This window comes from Cohnella sp. GCM10012308, assembly GCF_042649185.1.
GTDB lineage: Bacteria > Bacillota > Bacilli > Paenibacillales > Paenibacillaceae > Cohnella.
This window is the reverse complement of record NZ_JBHRYU010000022.1, coordinates 125,356-139,909: the sequence shown is the minus strand read 5'-3', so window position 1 is coordinate 139,909 and position 14,554 is coordinate 125,356. Positions and strand designations below refer to the sequence as shown.

The window sequence follows — 14,554 nt, the reverse complement described above, 5'->3', positions numbered from 1 at the left end:
AATGTTTGTTCAGTAATCGTACATTCCTAACGCTTGAGGAAGCTTATGAAGCGCTCGACCAATTCATGGACTTTTATAACAACCGCAAGATGCACGGCAGTTTAAAGAACATGGCTCCAACAGAATTCGCGGCATGGGTCAAGACATTGGAAGACGCTTCAGACTATTACAGATCGGTGTAATCGCGCGAAATAAAGACCTACGCTGTAAAGATCGAATCATTGTAGGGCATGACTCCAGTTTTAGGGGGCCTAGCCGCAAATGCAGTTATTTGGCCTGCCAAACATCCTAAAAGCAAAAGCGCCGATACGCCAAGAGCGAGCTTACCTTTACATAGCTGCTACTTCGCGGACGCTCCGCCCTGCTGCTACTTCGCGGCCGCTTCGCCCTGCGGCACTTCGCGTACGCCGCGGCGCTCCGCCACCTCGTCGAAGCGCCGGCGCTCGGTGCGCTCGATCTGCACGATGCGCCCATCGTGCACGATGATCTGCACGTTGCCGTATTGAAGCCCCTCTACAGCTTCCGTGATGCGCTGAATCCAGCTGTCGTTCAACTCCAACGGTTTTGCCATTTGGACTCCTCCTTCCGTTATCGCTTAGATGACTTGTTAGATTGTCGATTATAGCACCGCTACTTGGCCTTCGTTCCTAACCGGATCTCAATCGAAGGCTCAATGCGTTCGGCTGTTCGCCATTTTGTGCTCAATGATGCCTTTAATTATTAATGTGACGATCGCCAGCGCCATGAGCAGCGACGCGACCGCGAACGATGCCGTGTACTGATACTCGTTGTACAAAATCTCGATGTGCAGCGGCAGCGTGTTCGTCTCGCCCCGGATATGCCCGGAGACGACCGATACGGCGCCGAACTCGCCCATCGCCCGGGCGTTACAGAGGATGATGCCGTACAGCAGCCCCCACTTGATGTTGGGCAGCGTTACCTTGAAAAACATCCGCCAGCCCTTGGCGCCCAAGCTGACCGCCGCTTCCTCGTCCTGCACGCCTTGCGTCTCCATGAGCGGGATCAGCTCGCGGGCGACGAACGGGAACGTGACGAACATCGTCGCCAGGATGATGCCCGGCGTCGCGAATACGATCTTGTAATCGTGCTCCATCAACCAAGGACCGATCAAGCCCTGCGCGCCGAACAGCAGGATGTAGACCAGGCCCGCGATGACCGGCGAGACGGCGAACGGCAGATCGATCAGCGTGATGAGCAGGTTTTTGCCGCGAAACTTGAACTTCGTGATCGCCCACGCCGCCGCTGCGCCGAACAGCGTATTGAGCGGCACGGCGACCAGCGCGACGGTAAGCGTCAGACGAAGCGCCGAGATGGCGTCCGGATCGGAGATCGCTTCCGCGTAGGTCTCCCAGCCTTTTCGAAACGCCTGAACGATAACCGTCAGCATCGGCAGCACGACGACGAGCCCCACGAATAGAAGAGCGATCGAGATTAATAAAATGCGCACGCCGCGCGATTCGTTCAAATGCTTGGGACGAACGTCCGCTGGCAGCGGCGTTTGCGATATGACTGCAGCCGGTTCGGCTCCTGACATCGCGAGGCCCCCTTAACTCGTCCGCAGACGGCGGTTGGTCCACCGTTGCAGCGTATTGATGAGCAGCAGGAGCGCGAACGAGATGATCAGCAGCACCAGCGCGATCGCAGTCGCCTGGCTGTATTCGAACTGCTCGAGCTTCGTAATAATGAGCAGCGGCGTGATCTCGGTCTTCATCGGCATGTTGCCGGAGATGAACACGACCGAGCCGTACTCTCCGATCCCCCGCGAGAAGGCCAGGGCGAAGCCCGTGATGAGCGGCGGGATGAGCTCGGGCAGCAGCACCTTGCGAAACGTCCGCCAGCGGTGCGCGCCGAGGAGCGCGGCCGCCTCCTCCATGTCGTTCTCCAGCTCATGAAGCACCGGCTGCACGGTTCGCACGACGAACGGCAGTCCGATGAAAACGAGCGCGACCGAGATCCCGAGCGGCGTATAAGCCACCTTGATGCCGAGCGGGTCCAGCAGCGATCCGATCCAGCCGTTCGGCGCATAGATCGACGTGAGCGCGATGCCCGCGACCGCCGTCGGCAGCGCGAACGGCATGTCGATCAGGCCGTCGACGATCTTTTTCCCCGGGAAACGGTAGCGCACGAGCACCCAGGCAACGATGAGTCCGAATACGACGTTGACTAGCGCGGCGAACAGGGAGGTCAGCAAGCTGACCCGGTACGAAGCGAGCACGCGCTCGCTCGTCACGGTGTGCCAGAACTGCGGCAGCGTAAGGCCCGCGGTCTTCACGATCAGCGCCGCCAGCGGAATGAGCACGATTAAGCTCAAGTAGAGAATGGAGTAACCCATTGAAATTCGAAATCCGGGCAGTACGCGTTTTTCTTTGGCGTGGGCAGCCATTGCGATCGTCCTTCCTCGCTGTCGGGTTAGGAGATGTTAACCTTTGGTATACACTTCGTCGAACGTACCGCCGTCGGCGAAATGCTTTTTCTGAGCCTCGGTCCATCCTCCGAAATCGTTGTCGATCGTGAGCAGATTAAGCGTAGGGAATTGATCCTTGTACTTGTCGGCTACCTCTTGCAAACGAGGACGGTAGAAATTCTGCGCTGCGATCTCTTGGCCTTCAGGCGTGTACAGATACTTCAGATAAGCTTCGGCGACTTCGCGGGTGCCGCGCTTGTCGGCATTCTTGTCGACGACGGCGACCGGCGGCTCGGCCAGGATGCTGAGCGAAGGGGTTACGATCTCGAACTCGTCTCCGTATTCCTTCTTGGCGAGGTAAGCTTCGTTCTCCCAAGCAAGCAGCACGTCGCCGATCTTGCGTTCTACGAACGTCGTCGTCGCGCCGCGGGCGCCGGTGTCGAGCACGGGGACGTTGGCGAACAGCTTCTTCATGAAATCCTTGGTCTTCGTCTCGTCATTGCCGTCCTGCTGCTGCGCGTAGCCCCAAGCCGCAAGGTAGTTCCAGCGCGCGCCGCCGGATGTCTTCGGATTCGGCGTGATGACCTGGACGCCGTCCTTGATCAGATCGTCCCAGTCCTTGATGCCCTTCGGGTTGCCTTTGCGGACGAGGAAGACGATCGTCGACGTGTAAGGCGAGCTGTTCGATTCGAACGACTGCTGCCAATCCTTCTTGATCAGGCCGCTATCCGTAAGCGAATCGATGTCATAAGCGAGGGCGAGCGTCACGACGTCCGCTTCAAGACCGTCGAGCACCTTGCGCGCTTGCGCGCCGGAGCCGCCGTGCGACTGGTTGATTTTGACCGTTTGGCCCGTTTCTTTTTTCCAGTAATCCGCAAAGCTCTTATTGAACGCTTCATACAGCTCGCGCGTCGGGTCGTAGGATACGTTCAGCAGCTCGATCGACTTGGGCTTGGCGGTCGACTCGGCGGATGGCTCCGATGAAGCCGTCCCCGACGGCGATGCGGACTCGGACGCAGGCGCCGACGCGCTGCCGGAGCTCGCGGCATTGTTGTTGTTGTTCGAACCGCAAGCGGACAGCAACGTGACGAACAGGGCAACGACGGCGAACGACATGATTCTTTTAGATGATTTCAATTTCATTTTCCAATCCCCCTCCGGTTATCCGGTAGTAATTCACATAATTCCTACCATTTCAATAGGTTTTAACAAATCATAGCAGGCAGGTGGGTTTAGTGTCAATAAGCATAATTTAATTCACTTATAAGTTTTGTTGATAGATGAGCCTGAATCCCAAAAATAATCAATCGATAAAAACACAAAAAAAAGCCGCGCAGCAACGCTGCGGGCTTGGGATTTAAAAGGAGTGGCAGGTATAGAACATTAGGAGGATTATCCCCGCTGATTGCGGCCCCGCACATGCACGACGTCTACGAACGGACGGATCCGGTCCATCAGACGCTGGCCTTTATGGAGCTCCTCGCCTTCCTTGTGGGTGAAGCTGAAGTGCCGCTCGAGCGATTCGAGATCGTGATTGGACGTGTAAAAAGTCGGCTTGCGGTTCATTCTATGATTCAGGATCGCGCCGATCACGTGGTCTCTGACCCAGGGGCTCAGGTTCTCTGCGCCGATGTCGTCGAAAACGAGCAAATCGGTTTCCTTCATGAGGGTCATCGTTTCTTTGAGCTTCTGCGGCTCCATCATGAGCGCCTTGGCGTCCTCCACAAAGTCGGGCATATAGACGATGACGCCTGTCTTGCCCTCCTTGGCGAGCTTGTGCAGCAAATAGGCGGCCATGTACGTCTTGCCGGTGCCGAAGCTCCCCATCAGGAAGAGTCCCTTCTTCTGCAAGCCGTCGGTACGGGTACGGTTCACGTATGCCAGCAGCTGTAATACCGCGTCTTCCCGCTCGCCGTCGAGATCAAGCATCTGTTCGGCCTCGTAGCTGTCGGCTTCGATGTCCACATTGCTGCTAAGGCTCGTGATCCTGCGACGCACCTGCTCCTGATGCTCGTTGGCGAGCCATCTCGCGCAGGGCGTTTTCCCGTCGAACAGCTGCCACTTGCCGTTCTGCTCCGCACAGGTAATCGACGTATAGTGGCCCTGCATATCGTTCGGACAACGTTCGAGACCCGGGCAGTTCCTGCAGCTCCGGTCTTCCTTGGCATACTGGTACAGCTTGTTCAGGTTGATGCGGAGGGTCCGTTCTTCCAGGCCGGGGTACCGGCGCCGGATCTGCACGACCAGCGGATCGGCGAGCACCCGATGCGTGAGGCTATCCAGATCGCCGACGCCCGGCGCGGCCTTCCAGCTGCGCAGCGCTTCTCCAAGCGACTCCATCGCGCTCCCCCCCTTTCGATTGAAAAATAGTTCTAGTATATGTCGGGCCAATCAGACGTTGGCGTAACGTTATATTTCCGGACAGATGCTATTATTGCGGAAATAAGAAGATAGCACATTGTTATTGCGCCGGGCAAGTGTTTGGTTATGCGAATAAGACGATGGCGCATCCTTATTCGGCCAGGCGAGCGCGCATTTGAGCGAATAAGACGATGCCGCATCCTTATTCGGCCAGCTAGGCGCGCTTTTGGGCGAATAAAACGATGAAACATTCTTATTCTGCCAGGCCGGCGCGCATTTGGGCGAATAAGACGATGGCACATCCTTATTCGGCAGGCGGGTGCCGATCACGCGCCGAGCAGCGTCACCAGCCCACTCAGCTCTTATCCAGCTGCCGCGCGAGATCGCGGAGCCGCTGGCGCTCCTCGGCGGACAGCGCCTTCGCGGGTCCCTTGTCTTCGACGACGGGCATGGACGGCTTGCGCGCGCCCGATGCGCCAGCGCGGCTGCGGCCGGACGCCGTCTTGCCTTTGCCGGCCGGCGCGGGCTCGCTCTCTCCTCTGCGCCTGCGCTCGAGCGTTTCGTTCAGCTTCTCCTGCTCGCGCACGTACCGGACGGCTTTGTCATAGGAATCGATGCCTTTGGCAAGCATATTTGCTGCGACCGAGTCGATGAAGCTAGCCGTCAGGCGCTGCGCATGGTTCGTGCCCAGCACGTAGTGGATCAGCACGTTAATGACCGCTTCCGGCAGCTTGTAATTCAGGTCGATGCGCTCGAAGATACGCGCGAATACGTCGGGCACGGAGCCCGGGAAAAACCGCTCCAAAAACCGCGTGTACGGCTCGAGCATGAGCATCCGTCCGTATTCGTCCGTCGCGACCTGCTTGCTCAAGCGCTCGGGCACGTCGAACGGCGGAACGGCGTACAGCGCTTCGTCCACCGCGGCGGCAATTGCCTCGCCCGACCCCGTCTCGCCAATGCGCGACAGATAGCGTTCGCGCTCTTCGCCGCGCTTGCGGCCTTGACGGTAGATCAGATTGGCCCGGGACTGCAGCTCATCCCAATGCAGCGTCCCGTCGGGCAGAAACACGCCGTCCTCGTCCAGCAATCGGCTGATCTCGGGGAGCTCCAGATCGAACTTGTACGCCAGAAAGTTGATCTGGGCCATCGATTCCGGCGCGCGATTGAGCCGCTCGACGTGAATCCGGTTCGATGAGCCTCGCGGGAAGCGAAGCAGCAGCTCGCTGTGACGCACGCGCTCCGGCTGAGACGCGCCAACCTCGCGAGCAGGCGCCGACTGGGACAGCGATTGCTCCAGCTCCGGATCGATCTGCGAAGCATTGATGCGGAACAGCTCGTAAAACGGCACCGTGATCTCTTCGCGGTTCAGAAACCTCGCCAGCCCCGAAGGGCTGCGCGGCGCGAGCGAATCGCGAAGCTCCATCAGCGCCGGCTTGCCGATCCGGTCCCTGAGCAGCAACGACAGATGCAGGTTGGCGAAAAACTCGCCGGGCGCAAGCGGCCGCTGCAGCACATATTCGTAGAGCGTCTCGTCGGCCGCCGGATCGTGCTGCCTGAACGTCTGCAGCAGACCGATGGCCTCCAGCTTCGAGGCGCTCTCGACGAGCGACTGCCGGCCTGCCGCATTCGGCTCCAGACCCAGACCGAGAAACAGTCTGCGCTGCGCCTCCGGCTGCACGCAGCCCGTCTCGTCGTCGCCAAGATGATGGTAGAGCAACAAATATAAGCCGATAGAGAGGGCGCCCGCCATCGGTTGATAAAGTTCGGCCAGCACGCGTCGCTCCAAGCCGCCGAGCGAGAAATCCCGGCAGGCGGTATAGCGATGATGCTCCGTAAATTCAAGCTTGTTCGACACTCGCATCCTGTATTCGACAACCTTTTTTCATAGAGTGTCTCTCTATTGTAGCATATCCGTCGGTCCCGCTGGTGGTGGAAATCCGCTCCGAAAAAAATGAAAAGAGGACGGCGCGGAGCGTCGCTCCGCACCGTCCCCCTTCTGGCAGGGAATCGGTCGTTACTCTTGGTAAGGCAGCAATTCTTCGTCTACCAGATTGCGATAGGACGGATCGAAGTAGGCGGTGAAATTGACGTTTAACGTCATCGCCTTGCCCAGGTCCGCGGGTGCAGGCTTCGCGATCGCGAAGTTGTCCACCGATACGAGACGTTCGAGCTTCTGCAGGGCGCCGACCCATTCGAGCAGACGGTCGTACGTTCCTTCGATGGCGACGGCTGTTTTAAGCTCGCCAACGGAGGCATATGGCGTTTGCTCGCCGCCTAACATGCTTTGCAGCTGATTGCTGTCGGACGCGCTAAAGGTCGCGTTCAGCATCGCCACGCCCGTCGCCTGGCTGATTTTTTTCAAATCGAGCAGCATCTGTTCCGTATTGTCCGAGAGCGGTAGCGCCTGCTGGACGGACGCGTCCGAATATTCGGCTCCCGCCGCGCTGCCTTCGGCGGCTTTTTTCGTGAGCAGATCCGCTTGGCTGCGCAGGTTCGCGATCTGGTCGTTCTGATCGGACAAGTCCGAGTTAAGCGGCATCTGCTTGTATACGACGAACATCAGCAGGAGCAGGAATAGCAGGACGACGCCGATCAGGCCCAACGAACGTTTATTGAGCTGCGTCTGCAGTCCCGTCATTTCCTTCTCCTCCTTCCGGCTTCTTCATATCGAGCGAATAAATCGCCGTCTTCGTCGCGACGACGACCGGACCTTCGCCGGCGGCGCTCTGAGCGACCGATTGCAGCTGCGCCGATGCCGCGAACGACATGCGCTTCAGATCGAACAAGTAACGGGACGCGTTATCGAAATCCGACACTTGGACGGTCAAACCGATCTGGCCCAAGCTGCTGTAGCTAACGCTTTGAAGCCTGCTTCCGGTCGGCAGCTTGCTCTCTAGTTCAGCGAGTATAGCTACTGCGTCACGGCGATTGTCGCGAATGTCCTCGATCACCTTGAGCGGATTCGTTTGGCCGGACTGCTGGCTGTTTTGCGCCTCGAGACCGCTCTGCAGCAGCGCGATCTGATCGTTCAGCTGCGAGATCGTCGTTTCTCCGGCTTTAAGCGCGGACTTGTTGTCAAAATAGTAATAGGAGACAGCCCCTACCGCCAGCACCCACACGGCAAGCGAGGCCGCGAGGATGACCGGATACAGTCGCGCATCGCGGTCGACGCGCGGCATGAGGTTGATCCGCTGCTTGTCCTGATGCCACAGCGCGAGTCCCACCGCCACCCGATTGTCGTCCGCGCTGTAGGTATGCTGCGTCGCATACGTGTCAAAGGAAAACGCACGAATGCTCACTTCCGGCTGCGACTGCTGCAACACCGCGTGCAGCTGATTCCTTCCCTGGTCCGAGCCGACGATGAGCGCTTCGGTGATCCGGGCGTTGCCCTCGTGGATGCTGAACTGATAAAAGTTGAGCATCCGCGCGATCTCGGCCGTCACCTCCGACAGCTGGTTCTCGCTCAGGGCGCCGTCCGTGTCGCTTTGTCCGTAGAGCGCGATCGTTTTCAGAAAGACCGGGTGTCCGCCGTGGAACATATAGATCTCGAGCGCGCTCGCGTCCAGGTTGACCAGCATCGTCTCCCCGAATTTCTCGTCCTGAAGCTCCCGGATCGCGCGCGCCAGCGCCGTCGCCGACAGCTCGATGCCGGACACTCTAAGGCCCGCTCCCTCGACCATGTCCGTATAGGACTGGATCAGCTGCCTGGATGCGGCAAATACGAGTACATTCGTACTCTCCGCTTCGGTCCCGAGCTTGATGAAGTCGTGTACGGGATCTTCGAACGGCAGGTGCAGCGTGGTCTCGACTTCGAGCGCCACGAGTCCGGCGAGGTCTCTGTCGCTGGTGCTCTGGATGCGCAGGCGGCGAACGATGACATGCGACGTGGGAAAAGAAAGCGTTACGGATTGCCCCTGCAGCTTTTCATTTCTGATCCAGTCGCTGAGGAGGTTGCGCGCCGCCGTGTAATCCGAGATTCGGTCCTCTTCAAAAAGGCCGGGGGGCAGCGGCAGCACGCTGACGCGCTCGATCTCCCAGGTCTTCTTTTTCTTCAGTTTAACGAGTCTTGCCCCGGACGGATCCAGGGTCAGGCCGATGGTCTTGGCGCCTGATCCGAACATTGTGAGTCACGCCCCGTTCAGGTAAATAAAGATAAATAATAATCGATGATATCCGCGCCGTAGCCGTACGCAAGACATGCGCCCAGCGCCAGAAACGGCCCGAAAGGCACTGGCTGCTTGCGTTTTACGATACCGGTTGCCAGCAGCGCGCCGCCGACAATCGTACCGGCCAGACAAGCCGCGACTAGCGCAACGACCGTGTTGGGCAGGCCGACGACGAAGCCTAGGACCGCGAACAGCTTGACGTCGCCGAGCCCCATCCCGCCTTTCGATACGATCACGACGAGCAGCAGGACACCGCCGCCGGCTAATGCGCCGAGCAGATGACTCCACCATGGAATGTCGTTTGGGAGCAGCAGGCAGGCCACAGTCAGAATAGGCGCGAAGAACAGCAGCACCTTGTTCGGAATGAGCATCGTCGCCAGATCCGACACAGTCACGATGACGCAGAGGCTGACGAGCAACAGTCCGATGATCGCGGCCGGGCTCCAACCGAAGCTGGCATACACCCAGACGAACAACAGCCCCGTTGCGGCCTCCCCAAGCGGATACAATGGCGATACCGGCGCCTTGCAATGACGGCATCGGCCGCGCGACAGCAGCCAGCTCGCGATCGGAATGAGATCGCGGCCTTTGAGTCGCATCCCGCATCGCGGACAACGCGACGGCGGCGAGACGATGGACTCGCCCGCCGGCACGCGCAGCGCCACGACATTGTAGAACGAGCCGAGCACCGCGCCAAGCGCGAAAAGGTATATATATAGAAGAATCGTCATGATGGCGATAGTCGCTTTCGATGTTAGTTAGAGAAAAGGAACCGGTGGGGCCGGTTCCTTGGAAATAGTATTACGGTGTGGCGCTAGCTTTTACTGCGAGAACCTCGGAATCATCATAATTCTTTTCAACAGGTGTTGAACTCGTGTCTAACAGTCTTATTGATTCAAGTGCACCAGTTCCGTCAAACTGTAGGTAACTCCCAGTAGTGTTTAATGCAGTTTTTGTACTAGGCAAAGCTATGCCCTTATCAAGAAACCCGTTTGTTTGCAAGGTATCAACAGTGATTTGCCCCGAGTTTGCTGTTGCCGTTTTCTTCGGATATGAACCATTCAATTCGGTTGTTACATACAGCTTAGCTGCGTCATAAATTTGTCTAGCTGTAGATACGTCCGCATCAGATTTAGTACGATTAATAATATTCCCGATCAACGGAATCGCAATCGCCGCAATAACCGCCAGAATTACGATTACCGCCAAAAGCTCGATCAGCGTAAAACCCTTTTGATCTTCCTTCGCCTTGCCGAGACGCTTCATTACAGCTGTTCTCATTTCCATTCCCTCCGCTTTTCACTCATTTTTTAAAATCTATATGTTCTAGCGCCTGTTGACGCATGGACAACTTGTTCGTATCCTTCTTTTTCCCGATCAACCCATCTGCCCGTACAGCGTGAACATCGGCAGCATGATCGCCGCGACGATTGTTCCGACTAGCGCCGCGAGGAAGACGATCAGAAGCGGTTCGAGCAGCGACTTGAGCCGGTCGACGGTGTTCTCGACGTCCATCTCGTAGAAGTCGGCGACCTTCTCCAGCATCTGGTCGAGCGCGCCGGTCTCTTCGCCGATCGAGATCATCTGGGTCACCATCGGGGGAAACACCCACGATTGCTTAAGCGGCTCGGACAGCGGACTGCCTTGGCGGAGAGAGTCCGCGGACTTGCGGATGTAACCGCCAATGACAACGTTGTTAACGAGCTCTTCGACGATCTGCAGCGACTGGAGTACCGGCACCGAGCTCGCGTACAACGAGGACAGCGTGCGGGTTAGCTGCGCGATCGCGCCTTTCTGCGCCAGCTTGCCGAAGATCGGCACCTTCAGCTTGCCGTAGTCGATCCAGTACCGCCCCTTGTCCGTGCGCTTGGCAACCTGATGCACAGCTACGAGCGCAATCACGCCGAGCAGCCACAGATACCACTGATGCTCGATCGACTTGCTGAGCGCCAGTACCATGAGCGTGATTGCAGGCAACTGCGCATTCATCGATTCGAACATCGTCACAAACTGCGGCACGACCGCCTTTAGCAGATACACGACCGCGCCGATCGCCAGCACGCCGACGACAAGCGGATACGTCATCGCCGACTTGATCTTTTCCCGGGTCACATGCTGCTTCTCCAGAAACTTGGCCAGCCGCTCCAGCGTGCCCTCGATATCGCCCGTCTCTTCGCCCGCGCGGATCATGCTCAGGAAGATGGCGGGGAAAATCTTCTTGTGCTCGCCTGCCGACTGAGAGAACGACACGCCGCGCAACAGCCCCGTATGCACGTCCACCAGCGCCTTTTTGAGCGGCTTGCTCTCGGTCTGCTCGGCCAGGATGGCCGTCGCTTCGACGATGCTGACGCCGGCGCGCATAAGCGTGGCGAACTGCCGGCAGTAGATGATGAAGTGCTCGTGCTTGACCGGATTGCCGATGTAGATATCCGTGTTGAGAAAGGTCGTCTTCTGCTCGTTGAGGGAGAGGACGACGAGGTTGCGCTTGCGCAGCTCGTCCATCGCCGCCGTCTTGCTCGAGGCCGATAGCTTGCCCTTAATCTGCCGTCCGGTCTGACTGCGAACCTGATAGAGAAAATCCGCCATCAGAGCACACCCGACTCAGCCAGATAAGCCCGCGCGTATGCCGGCTCGACCGCGCCTGCCTGCAGCAGCTCCTTGATGGAGTTCTCCAGCGTATGCATGCCGAGCTGACGGCCGGTCTGCATGACGCTCTTGATCTGATGGATCTTCTCCGTTCGGATCAAGTTCGCCACCGCCGGCGTGTTGACCAGAATCTCCGTGGCGCAAGCTCTGCCCCGGTTCTGCGTACGCGGCAGCAGCCGCTGCGAGATGACGGCGACGAGCACCGCGGCAAGCTGGGCGCGAATCTGTCCCTGCTGATGGCCGGGGAACGCATCGATGATCCGGTCGATCGTCTGCGGCGCGTCGGTCGTGTGCAGCGTCGCGAGCACGAGATGCCCGGTCTCCGCGGCCGTCACAGCGGCCGAGATCGTCTCCAGGTCCCTCATCTCGCCGACCAGAATGACGTCGGGATCTTGCCGCAGCGCGGCTCGCAGACCGTTGGCGAAGCTCTTCGTGTCGCTGCCCACCTCGCGTTGGTCGATGATCGAGGAGCCATGACCATGCAAATACTCGATCGGATCCTCCAGCGTCACGATATGCTTTTTCTCGTGCGTATTGATGTACTTGATCATCGCGGCCAGCGTCGAGGACTTGCCTGAGCCGGTCGGGCCGGTGACCAAGATCAACCCTTGGGGCTTGCCGGCGAGCGTGCTCAAAATCTGCGGCAGCTGCAACTGCTCCAGTGTCGGGATCTTCGTCGGAATCGTCCGCACCGCGATGCTGACCTTGCCCCGCTGGCGGTAGGCATTCACCCGATAACGGGACAGTCCCTCGAGCTCATAAGAAAAGTCCAGCTCACCGGCTCGCTCGAAACGCTCAGTTTGTTCCTCGTCGATCAGCGCTTGCGCCATTTGCAAGGCATGTTCAGCCGTCACCTTATCCTCGCCGACGGGCTGGAGCTTGCCGTTCACCCGTAGGATCGGGGGCGAATCGACCGAGATATGCAGGTCGGACGCGCCGGCCTCGTGCGCCGCACGCAGCAAGTCTAGCATGCGGCTCTTCATCACTGCTGTCATCGTGTGTTCCCCTCTCGCTAATAGGCGACGGTCTCGCGGATTACTTCCTGAAGCGTCGTGATGCCGCCGAGCACCTTGGCAAAGCCGTCGTCCATCAGGATGATCATGCCCTGCTCCGCCGCAGCGTTCCTAAGCTCTTCTACGGTGGCGTTTTCCGAGACCATTCGGCGGAGCGTATCGTTCATGCCCAGCACCTCGTGAATGGCGACGCGTCCCCGGTAGCCCGTCTTGTTGCAATTGCCGCAGCCTTTGCCTGCGTATAGCTTGTCCGCTTGCAAGCCGCGCCCTCTGAGCAGCATGGCCTCCTGCTCGGTCGGCGCCTGCTCGGCCTTGCATTCCGGGCAGATGCGGCGCACGAGGCGCTGAGCGACGACCCCGATGAGCGACGAGGCGACGAGGTAGGGCTCTACGCCCATATCCCTCAGTCGGGTCACCGTGCTGATCGCATCGTTGGTGTGCAGCGTGGATAACACAAGGTGGCCCGTAAGCGAGGCGCGGATCGCGATCTCCGCCGTCTCCGTGTCCCGGATCTCGCCCACCATGACGATGTTGGGATCTTGACGCAGAATGGAACGCAGGCCGGCTGCGAAAGTCAAGCCGATCGTGGGGTTCACATGGACCTGGTTGATGCCCTCGAGCTGATATTCCACCGGGTCCTCGACCGTAATGATGTTGGCGGACTCTTGGTTCAAATGGTTCAGCGCCGAGTAGAGCGTCGTCGTCTTGCCGCTGCCGGTGGGCCCCGTGATGAGCAGAATGCCGTAAGGGCGTTCGATCATTTCCCGGAAAATAGCCTGGTTGCGTTTGCCGAAGCCGAGCAGGTCGATCGACTTCACCCCTGTGCTGAGATCGAGAAGCCGGAGCACGATCTTCTCCCCGTGAATCGTCGGCAGGGCGGAAACCCGGATATCGATCGTCCGGTTGTCGAACGTCATCTTCATGCGGCCGTCTTGCGGCAGACGCCGTTCGGCGATGTTCAATCTGGCCATAATCTTGAGACGCGCGGTGATGAAGCCCTGCATCTGCTTGGGGATCGTCCGCTCCGTCCGCAGGACGCCGTCCAGCCGGTAACGGATCGATACGCTCGCTTCGCCGGGATCGACGTGAATGTCCGATACCCGCAGCTGCATCGCCTGCTGGATCATCTGATTGACCAGGCGTACGACGGGAGAATCCTCGTTGGTAATCTCCGTCTCGCGGATCTCTTCCTGCGTCGTCGGGAGCTCGCCCATGATCTGGCTCATCGAATCCTGCAGACCGTAGTGGCGGGCGATCGCTCGGTTGAGCTCGTCCCGGCTCGTGATCGCGGGCTCGATGCGGAACCCCGTGCTCATCCGCATTTCTTCGATCGCGAAGTAATCGAGCGGATCCGCCATCGCGACGAGCAGCTTGCCGCCTTCTTTATGAATCGGAATGGCTTGATAACGCCGCGCCAGCGCTTCGGGAAGAATCTGCGTGATGGAAGGCTCGATCTGATACTTGAAGAGACTGACATGCGGGATGCCGAGCTGGAACTCGAGCACTTCGATCAACTGCTGCTCGTTGATGTACCCCTGCGTGATGAGCAGGTCCCCAAGCTTCTGCTTCGTCTTGCGCTGCTCTTGGAGCGCTTCCTGAAGCTGCGCCTCGGAGATGATCTGGCTCTCAACCAGCAAGTCTCCCAATCTCTTCTTCACGATCGCCAAACCTATCACCTCAAACTATAGTCCTATAGTCCTGCATTTATATGTGTTAATTACGTGTAAATTTCCAGTGAAAAAAATGATACTTAACGACAGTTTTCCAATTTTTTTCTCAGAAGGATTATATATCGCCGCATAATGAAAAGACAAGCAGCATTTTGTGCCATAATAAACCAAAAATCGACACAAAAATTGTTCAGTTTTTTTTCAGAAGAATATGGTAAAATCGGTTCGGAAGGTTCTAGGTCTAGCATCCTATTTACCGAAAACAACTTGGAA

General features: G+C 58.3%; 14 protein-coding genes. 1 reads left to right on the top strand and 13 read right to left on the bottom strand.

Annotation, left to right across the window (positions count from 1 at the left end):
* The coding region (locus tag ACFOTD_RS22030; protein ID WP_378122081.1) for an IS3 family transposase at window positions 1–182 on the top strand (182 nt) is incomplete at its 5' end.
* Window positions 183–367: 185 nt separating this feature from the next.
* Here the strand turns inward: ACFOTD_RS22030 and ACFOTD_RS22025 are convergent.
* From ACFOTD_RS22025 to ACFOTD_RS21965, 13 genes are all read right to left on the bottom strand, one after another.
* Complete coding sequence (locus ACFOTD_RS22025; RefSeq protein WP_378122080.1) at window positions 368–571, bottom strand: YezD family protein; 204 nt, start codon at window positions 569–571, stop codon at window positions 368–370.
* A gap of 99 nt (window positions 572–670) precedes the next feature.
* The gene (gene cysW, locus ACFOTD_RS22020; RefSeq protein ID WP_378122079.1) at window positions 671–1,555 is read right to left on the bottom strand and encodes a sulfate ABC transporter permease subunit CysW; all 885 of its coding nucleotides are present in this window, start codon (window positions 1,553–1,555) and stop codon (window positions 671–673) included.
* A gap of 12 nt (window positions 1,556–1,567) precedes the next feature.
* Complete coding sequence (cysT, locus tag ACFOTD_RS22015; RefSeq protein WP_378122078.1) at window positions 1,568–2,404, bottom strand: sulfate ABC transporter permease subunit CysT; 837 nt, start codon at window positions 2,402–2,404, stop codon at window positions 1,568–1,570.
* A 36-nt stretch (window positions 2,405–2,440) separates the two neighbouring features.
* Window positions 2,441–3,568 (bottom strand): sulfate ABC transporter substrate-binding protein, encoded by a 1,128-nt coding sequence (locus tag ACFOTD_RS22010; RefSeq protein ID WP_378122077.1) that lies wholly within the window; start codon window positions 3,566–3,568, stop codon window positions 2,441–2,443.
* A gap of 249 nt (window positions 3,569–3,817) precedes the next feature.
* Window positions 3,818–4,765, bottom strand: coding sequence for an ATP-binding protein (locus ACFOTD_RS22005; RefSeq protein ID WP_378122076.1), 948 nt, complete (start codon window positions 4,763–4,765; stop codon window positions 3,818–3,820).
* 376 nt (window positions 4,766–5,141) lie between these two features.
* The gene (locus ACFOTD_RS22000) at window positions 5,142–6,647 is read right to left on the bottom strand and encodes a DnaD domain protein (protein WP_378122075.1); all 1,506 of its coding nucleotides are present in this window, start codon (window positions 6,645–6,647) and stop codon (window positions 5,142–5,144) included.
* Between the two features lie 153 nt (window positions 6,648–6,800).
* Window positions 6,801–7,424: a type 4a pilus biogenesis protein PilO gene (gene pilO / locus ACFOTD_RS21995; RefSeq protein ID WP_378122074.1), complete on the bottom strand. Its 624-nt coding sequence runs from the start codon at window positions 7,422–7,424 to the stop codon at window positions 6,801–6,803.
* Window positions 7,396–8,907, bottom strand: a complete 1,512-nt coding sequence (pilM, locus tag ACFOTD_RS21990) for a pilus assembly protein PilM (RefSeq protein WP_378122073.1) — start codon at window positions 8,905–8,907, stop codon at window positions 7,396–7,398. Before pilM ends, pilO begins: the two co-directional genes overlap by 29 nt.
* 17 nt (window positions 8,908–8,924) lie before the next feature.
* The gene (locus ACFOTD_RS21985; protein ID WP_378122072.1) at window positions 8,925–9,683 is read right to left on the bottom strand and encodes a prepilin peptidase; all 759 of its coding nucleotides are present in this window, start codon (window positions 9,681–9,683) and stop codon (window positions 8,925–8,927) included.
* Window positions 9,684–9,753: 70 nt separating this feature from the next.
* Window positions 9,754–10,233: a prepilin-type N-terminal cleavage/methylation domain-containing protein gene (locus ACFOTD_RS21980; RefSeq protein ID WP_378122071.1), complete on the bottom strand. Its 480-nt coding sequence runs from the start codon at window positions 10,231–10,233 to the stop codon at window positions 9,754–9,756.
* A gap of 96 nt (window positions 10,234–10,329) precedes the next feature.
* Window positions 10,330–11,538 carry a type II secretion system F family protein gene (locus ACFOTD_RS21975; RefSeq protein ID WP_378122070.1) on the bottom strand — a complete coding sequence of 403 codons (1,209 nt, stop codon included), beginning with the start codon at window positions 11,536–11,538 and terminating at the stop codon, window positions 10,330–10,332.
* The gene (locus tag ACFOTD_RS21970) at window positions 11,538–12,581 is read right to left on the bottom strand and encodes a type IV pilus twitching motility protein PilT (protein WP_378122091.1); all 1,044 of its coding nucleotides are present in this window, start codon (window positions 12,579–12,581) and stop codon (window positions 11,538–11,540) included. The genes ACFOTD_RS21975 and ACFOTD_RS21970 overlap by 1 nt, the downstream gene beginning before the upstream one ends.
* 29 nt (window positions 12,582–12,610) lie before the next feature.
* The gene (locus ACFOTD_RS21965; RefSeq protein WP_378122069.1) at window positions 12,611–14,278 is read right to left on the bottom strand and encodes a GspE/PulE family protein; all 1,668 of its coding nucleotides are present in this window, start codon (window positions 14,276–14,278) and stop codon (window positions 12,611–12,613) included.
* Window positions 14,279–14,554 lie beyond the last annotated feature (276 nt).

What these genes read in the sequence shown, in the direction of transcription:
- pilM (WP_378122073.1), bottom strand. Translation starts at nt 8,907, where the DNA reads ATGTTCGGATCAGGCGCCAAGACCATCGGCCTGACCCTGGATCCGTCC.
- ACFOTD_RS21980 (WP_378122071.1), bottom strand. Translation starts at nt 10,233, where the DNA reads ATGAGAACAGCTGTAATGAAGCGTCTCGGCAAGGCGAAGGAAGATCAA.
- ACFOTD_RS21975 (WP_378122070.1), bottom strand. Translation starts at nt 11,538, where the DNA reads ATGGCGGATTTTCTCTATCAGGTTCGCAGTCAGACCGGACGGCAGATT.
- ACFOTD_RS22005 (WP_378122076.1), bottom strand. Translation starts at nt 4,765, where the DNA reads ATGGAGTCGCTTGGAGAAGCGCTGCGCAGCTGGAAGGCCGCGCCGGGC.
- cysW (WP_378122079.1), bottom strand. Translation starts at nt 1,555, where the DNA reads ATGTCAGGAGCCGAACCGGCTGCAGTCATATCGCAAACGCCGCTGCCA.
- cysT (WP_378122078.1), bottom strand. Translation starts at nt 2,404, where the DNA reads ATGGCTGCCCACGCCAAAGAAAAACGCGTACTGCCCGGATTTCGAATT.
- ACFOTD_RS22000 (WP_378122075.1), bottom strand. Translation starts at nt 6,647, where the DNA reads ATGCGAGTGTCGAACAAGCTTGAATTTACGGAGCATCATCGCTATACC.
- ACFOTD_RS21970 (WP_378122091.1), bottom strand. Translation starts at nt 12,581, where the DNA reads ATGAAGAGCCGCATGCTAGACTTGCTGCGTGCGGCGCACGAGGCCGGC.
- ACFOTD_RS22010 (WP_378122077.1), bottom strand. Translation starts at nt 3,568, where the DNA reads ATGAAATTGAAATCATCTAAAAGAATCATGTCGTTCGCCGTCGTTGCC.
- ACFOTD_RS21985 (WP_378122072.1), bottom strand. Translation starts at nt 9,683, where the DNA reads ATGACGATTCTTCTATATATATACCTTTTCGCGCTTGGCGCGGTGCTC.
- ACFOTD_RS22025 (WP_378122080.1), bottom strand. Translation starts at nt 571, where the DNA reads ATGGCAAAACCGTTGGAGTTGAACGACAGCTGGATTCAGCGCATCACG.
- pilO (WP_378122074.1), bottom strand. Translation starts at nt 7,424, where the DNA reads ATGACGGGACTGCAGACGCAGCTCAATAAACGTTCGTTGGGCCTGATC.